The following is a 6,562-nucleotide window of genomic DNA, read 5'->3' as shown; positions in this document are numbered from 1 at the left end:
CTCCCCACCTGCACCACCCTCGCCTCCCCCTGCCCTCGCCTGAACAACCGCATCGTCGGATACCAAGGCGAATCGCCGCGCTCAAGCAACCAGCGCCAGTCCGCATTCGGCCCCAGCATGACCCACACCGGCTTGCCCATCGCACCCGCCAAATGGGCGACTGCGGTGTCGACGGTGATGACCAGGTCGAGGTTCTCGATCATCGCCGCGCTGTCGGTGAAGTCGCGCCACTCGCCGGTCAAGTCCACCAGTCGATCCGCGCCTGGCGCGATGTCCGTGAACGGTCCGGCATCACCTTTCTGCAGGCTGAAGCACTGCACACCCGGCGCGTCGAGCAAGGGCTGCAGGTCCGACAGGCGCATGGCGCGGTTGTTGTTGTTCACCTGCGCGCGCGAGCCGGACCACGCGACGCCCACCTTGAATTTGTCGTGCCATGGTGCCAGCCGCTCGCGCCAGTGCTCCACCTTGTCTTGCGGCGCACGCAGGTAGGGCACGTCGGTGGGGATGTTCTCCAGCGTCGTCCCGCAATGCTTCGGCAAATCCAGCAATGCAACGTGGTAGTCGACGTTGAGTTGCCGCTGTCCCACCGGGCAATCGACGCCCTGCATGCTGAGTTCCACCAAAGGCGCCAGCTCGGGGTGGACCACCGCGAGAACCTTGCAGCCCTGTTGCTGCAGCAGCGGCGCGTAGCGGATGAACTGGATCACGTCTCCCAGGCCCTGCTCGGCATACACGGCGATGCGTTTGCCCTCCAGCGGTTGCAGTGCGGGGCCTTGCCATTCCTGCTCCGGCCGCCAGAACGGCGGGCGCTTCATGCGGTCGGTGTCGCGCCAGCGCCGCCCGTACATCTCCCAGCCCTCCTTCAACTTGCCGGCCAGCAGCAGGGTGAAGGCCAGATCCACTTCGGCCAGCGAGAAATCCGGCATCAGTTCCAGCGCGCGGTGCAACTGCGCCTCGGCCTCGCCGACTCTGTTCATGTGCAGCAACGCGGTGCCCAGGATGCGCACGGCATAGGGATGCTCGGGCGCGAGTTGCGCGGCCTTGCGCGCATGCGCCAGCGCGCCATCGAAATCCTCCACACGCCACAGCACGCCGGCCAGGTCGACGTGCGCCTCCAGAAAGTCCGCATCGAGCGCGATGGCTTCGCGGTAGCGCAGCACCGATTGCTCCACTTCGCCCACCTGCTCGAGGCAGAAACCGTAGTGAAGGGCCGCCGCTCGATCATGCGGCTGCACGGCGTATAGGCGCTCGTACACCGGCAGTGCCTGCGCGTACAGCCGGCTGCGCAAGTACAGCTCGGCCTGTGCGTGCAATAGCTGCGGGTTCCTGGGATGCAGCGCCAGCGCCGTGCGCAGCAACGGTTCGAGCTCGGGTTCGCGCTGCTGCTGCGCGAGCAGCTTCCCCAGCTCCATCCACAACTCGGCGCGCTCCGGCGCGACGCGGCATGCGTCGCTGAGCCAAGCTGTTGCGGCCCAGCCGTCGCCCATGCCCTCGCAAGCTTGCGCAAGGCCGATGCGCGGCTCCACGGCCAGCGGCTGCTGCCGCATTGCAATACCGAATTGCTGGAACGCCTCGTGGAACCGGCCGCCGTTCAACAGGGCGATGCCGTGTTCCGTGGGCGTCATCGCACGGGCATCGGGCTCAGGCGTGCGCCGGGACCAGGAAGTCGCGGCTGATGCGCACACCCAGTTCGTTCACCCGGTCGAGGAACTGCGTGAGGTAGGCGTGCAGCCCCGTGGCCAGGATCTCGTCGATGTCGCCGTATTGCAGGTCCGCACGCAGCTTGCCCGCGCGGCGCTGCGTTTCGGACGACTGGTCGTTGGCAACCGAGGCGAGGTTTTGCACCACTTCATTCAGGCTCGCGTGCAGTGATCGCGGCATGTCCGGCCGCAGGATCAGCAGGTCGGCGACGCGCTCGGGCTTGATCACGTCGCGGTACACCTTGCGGTAGATCTCGAAGGCCGAGACGCTGCGCAGGATGGCGCTCCAGTGGTAGAAGTCGTATTCCTGGTCTTTCTCGCTGGCGGCACCGAAAAAATCGCTCTGCACGGCGTGGAACTTCACGTCGACCAAGCGGGCTGTGTTGTCCGCGCGCTCCAGGAAGGTGCCCAACCGCATGAAGTGCAGGGCCTCGTCCATCAGCATGGTGCCCACGGTGACGCCGCGCGAAAGGTGCGAGCGGAATTTCACCCACTCGAAGAATTGGCCCGGGTCACGCTCGAACTCGCGCGCCTTGATCATGCGGTTGACTTCCAGCCATGTCTGGTTCTGCGTTTCCCAGGCCTCGGTGGTGAGCGAGCCGCGCACGGCCCGCGCGTTCTCGCGCGCGGCTTTCAGGCACGACACGATGGACGACGGGTTGCTCTCGTCCTTGACCATGAACTCCATCACGCGTTGCTGCTCGATGTCGCCGTGCTTGGCCGCGTAGGCGGGCAGCAGCTCGCTGATCGACAAGAGGCCCTGCCAGCCGACCTGCGCGACGGCGGCCGATTGGGGCAGCAGCGACGTCTGGTAATTGACGTCGAGCATGCGTGCGGTGTTCTCGGCCCGCTCGGTGTAGCGAGACATCCAGTAGAGGTGGTCGGCGGTTCTTGACAGCATCTTTAGACCTCCAAAATCCACGTGTCCTTGGTGCCGCCACCCTGGGACGAATTCACCACCAGCGAGCCCTCCTTCAGCGCCACGCGCGTCAGGCCGCCCGGCACCATCTGCACGTCCTTGCCGGACAGCACGAAGGGCCGCAGATCGATGTGGCGCGGGGCAACACCGCTTTCCACGAACGTCGGGCAGCTCGAAAGCGACAGCGTGGGCTGCGCGATGTAGCCTGAGGGATTGGCCTCGATCGCCTTGCGGAAATCCTCGATCTCCTCCTTGGTCGCGGCCGGGCCGACCAGCATGCCGTAGCCGCCGGCGCCATGCACTTCCTTCACGACCAGGTCTTTCAGGTTGGCCAGGGTGTAGCCCAGGTCTTCCTTATTGCGGCACATGTAGGTGGGCACGTTGTTGAGGATCGGTTTTTCGCCCAGGTAGAACTCGATCATCTTGGGCACGTAGGGGTAGATCGACTTGTCGTCGGCCACGCCGGTACCGATGGCATTGCAGATGCTCACGTTGCCGGCGCGGTAGGCATCGACCAGGCCTTCGCAGCCCAGCGTCGAGGTGGGCCGGAACACCGACGGGTCGAGGAAGTCGTCGTCCACCCGGCGGTAGATCACGTCCACCCGCTTGGGCCCGCGCGTGGTGCGCATGTAGACGTACTTTTCCTTGACGAACAAGTCCTGGCCCTCGACCAGCTCGATGCCCATCTGCTGCGCCAGGAAGGCGTGCTCGAAGTAGGCGCTGTTGTACATGCCGGGCGTGAGCACCACCACCGTCGGGTCGGGCGCGCCGGGCTGGGCCGAGGCGCGCAGCGTCTCCAGCAACAAATCCGGGTAGTGCATGACCGGCGCCACGCGGTGCGCGCTAAACAGGTCGGGGAAGAGCCGCATCATCATCTTGCGGTCTTCCAGCATGTACGACACGCCGCTGGGCACCCGCAGGTTGTCTTCCAGCACGTAGTACTCGCCCTCGCCCTGGGCGTTGGGCGCGCGCACGATGTCGACGCCGGCGATGTGCGAATACACGTGGTGCGGCGCGTAGACGCCCATCATCTCCTTGCGGAACTGGGCGTTATTCAATATCTGCTCGGCCGGGATGATGCCCGCCTTGATGATGTCCTGCTGGTGGTAGACGTCGTGCAGGAAGCGGTTGAGCGCCGTGACGCGCTGGACGAGCCCCTTCTCCATGCTGGCCCATTCGTGCGCCGGGATGATGCGCGGGATCAGGTCGAAGGGGATCAGGCGTTCGGTGCCGGCGCCGTCTTCGTCCTTGGCGCCGTACACGGCGAAGGTGATGCCGACCCGGCGAAAGATCATTTCCGCCTCTTCGCGGCGGGCGCGCATGGTTTCCTGTGGCTGGCGTGCGAGCCAAAGCGCGTAGTTGCGGTAATGCTCCCGGACGCCCTGAACCTGCACCTGGCTTTGTCCCCCTTGAGACTGGCCCTGGAACTGGAACTGGCCGCTACCCGGCAGCTGCGAGAACATCTCGTCGAATTTATGCATAAAGGCGAATCTCCAGCCCACAGGATAGCAATATCCGGGCCGCAAAACGCCGCGCCGGGCTACTCCGGGCCTAGGGAAAGCGATGGTGCCAGTAGCGTGGCGCGGTTTCGCGCTGGCAATCGATGCGTGCCGGCTGGTCGGAGCGCCAATGCGCCGCGCCGCAATGCGGGGAGTCGATTACGCGCACGCCCAGTAGACGGTACCGCTCCAGGACAGGCGCAGCCGGGTGGCCGAACCGGTTGCGATAGCCCGCCTGCACGATCGCCATGGAGGGCGTCGCGGCGTTCAGGAAAACATCGGTCGATGATGTCTTGCTGCCGTGGTGCGGCACCAGCAGCACGTCGGTTTTGAGCGACATTCCCGCTGGCTCCGTGGACTGCGCGACCAACCGGGCTTCCTGCGCCTGCTCGATGTCGCCCGCCAGCAGGGCAGTTTGTGTACCGTTGGAAATGCGCAGCACGCAGCTCATCGCGTTGGACTTCACGCCGGCCCCGTAATCGGCCGCCGCCGGGTGCAGGACTTCGAACTCGACGCCGTCCCACCGCCAGCGCTGGCCGGCGGCGCACCGCTGCGACTTGCGCAAGGCCTGCAATTCGTGACCCTCTTCGATCGAGCTGAGGAGCGTTGCCTGCGGCTGCATCGCGAGCACCGCCGCCGCGCCGCCCGTGTGGTCGCTGTCCCGATGGCTGAGGACTACGGTGTCCACCTTCTCGTCGAAGGCGCGCAGCAGCGGCACCAGCACGCGATGGCCCGCGTCGCTTTCTGCGCTGTAGCGGGGGCCGGCGTCGTAGACCAGCGTGTGGGTTGCGGTGCGAACCACGACGGCATTGCCCTGCCCGATGTCCGCAGCCAGCAATTCGAAGTGCCCTGGCGCGGGCCGCGCGACCTGCCACAGCAGCACCGGCAACAGCAAAGGCACGCCCAACAGCCGCATATGCCAGGGCAGCCGCATCGCGAGCAAGACACCACCGACAACGCCGACAGCGCCCGCCCAGAGCGCCGGTGCGGGCGCGGAGACGGTCGCGAACGGCAATGCCGCCAGCGCGCTGAGATAGACGGTCAAGCCCTGCACGGCCCAGGCGGCGGCGTCCCACAAAGCGGGCACGGCCACGCCTGCCAATGCCAGCGGTGTGATCACCAGAGTCACCCAGGGAATGGCCAGCGCATTGGCGAGCAGGCCGACGACCGAGACCTGGCCGAACAGCAGCAGCGTCAACGGCGCGAGCGCGAGTGTGATCACCCATTGCTCGCGCAGGGCGGCGAGCAGCCTCGACGCGGCCTGGGCCCATCGACCGGTCTTGGATTCGGAAGGCTCACCCGCGTCGGTGGCAAACAAGACCCCGACGGCCACGAAGCTCAGCCAGAATCCGGCCTGCAACAGCGCCCAGGGGTCCAGCGTCACAACGACCGCACACGCCAGCAGCCAGACCTGCGGCCAGGGCCAGCGCCGGCCCGACAGGCGCAATAGCCCCACCGTGGCGAGCATCCACACGGTGCGCTGGGCCGGAACGCCCCAGCCGCTGAAAAGCGCATAGCCGGTCGCCAGCAACACGCCGCCCACCAATGCAGCGCTTTGCGCAGGCCAAGCCAGGCACAGGCGCGAGCTGCGTCGCCAGAGCGCGCCTGTCAACAAGGCTGCGGCCCAGGCGAACATGGTGATGTGCAACCCCGAAATGCTCATCAAATGGGCGACGCCGGTGGCGCGGAACACGTCCCAATCGGCGCGGTCGATGGCGTTCTGGTCGCCGACGACGAGCGCGGCCAGCAGGCCCGCGGTCTTGCGATCCGCAACGTGCGCGAAGATCGCGTCCCGCACCGATTGGCGCGCCCGCTCCACAGGGTGCGCCCAGGTGACGCCGATGCGCTGCGGCGGCCGGTCGCGCGGGCCGGAGCGCACGTAGCCCGTGGCTTGCACGCCTTGTTCCCACAGCCACAGCTCGTAGTCGAAACCATGCGGGTTGCTGTTGCCGTGCGGCGCCTTGAGCCGCACCGTCATCTGCCAGCGCTCGCCGGCGTGCAGTTCGGGCGCCTGCCGCAGCAGTTCCATCGCGCCGGCGGCATCGGGCATCGCGCCGCCGTACCAACCGAGGTGGATGCGCGGCGGCACGCTGACGGGGGCGCCGCCTGATGTGGCCGATTCGATGTCGAGGCGGAAGCGCACGCCCGTTTCGTTGCGCTGGGGCATGGCGGCGACGACGCCCACGACGGAGATGTCGCGGCCTTCGAGTTGGGGGGCTAGGGCTGTGGAGGAGAAAAGGATGGCTCGCAGGCCGCAGAGGGAGAAGGTAAGGAGAGATGCGGCCAGCAGCACGGCCAGCACCCTCACCCCAACCCTCTCCCGCAAGCGGGAGAGGGGGCTTCTTGCTCCCTCTCCCTTTGGGAGAGGGCGGGGGTGAGGGCGTGTCGCGGCAGCCAACAGTCCCAGCGCCACCGCAAACGTCCCCGCGTACGCCTCCCACCCC

Annotated in this window: 4 protein-coding genes; all 4 read right to left on the bottom strand. The window is 66.9% G+C overall.

Going from position 1 to position 6,562, the window contains the following annotated elements; translation table 11 throughout:
- Window positions 1-1,625: tetratricopeptide repeat protein (locus EEB15_RS32760; RefSeq protein WP_141514190.1), on the bottom strand; the 1,625-nt coding region annotated here is incomplete at its 3' end.
- A 16-nt stretch (window positions 1,626-1,641) separates the two neighbouring features.
- Window positions 1,642-2,601, bottom strand: a complete 960-nt coding sequence (locus EEB15_RS32755) for an alpha-E domain-containing protein (RefSeq protein ID WP_141514189.1) — start codon at window positions 2,599-2,601, stop codon at window positions 1,642-1,644.
- Between the two features lie 2 nt (window positions 2,602-2,603).
- Window positions 2,604-4,100 (bottom strand): circularly permuted type 2 ATP-grasp protein, encoded by a 1,497-nt coding sequence (locus EEB15_RS32750; protein WP_141514188.1) that lies wholly within the window; start codon window positions 4,098-4,100, stop codon window positions 2,604-2,606.
- A gap of 70 nt (window positions 4,101-4,170) precedes the next feature.
- The coding region (locus tag EEB15_RS32745; RefSeq protein WP_370284088.1) for a DNA internalization-related competence protein ComEC/Rec2 at window positions 4,171-6,562 on the bottom strand (2,392 nt) is incomplete at its 5' end.

The organism is Ramlibacter sp. WS9 (assembly GCF_003797765.1).
In the GTDB taxonomy this organism is placed as follows: Bacteria; Pseudomonadota; Gammaproteobacteria; order Burkholderiales; family Burkholderiaceae_C; genus Ramlibacter.
This window is presented reverse-complemented; position numbering and strand designations above follow the sequence as displayed.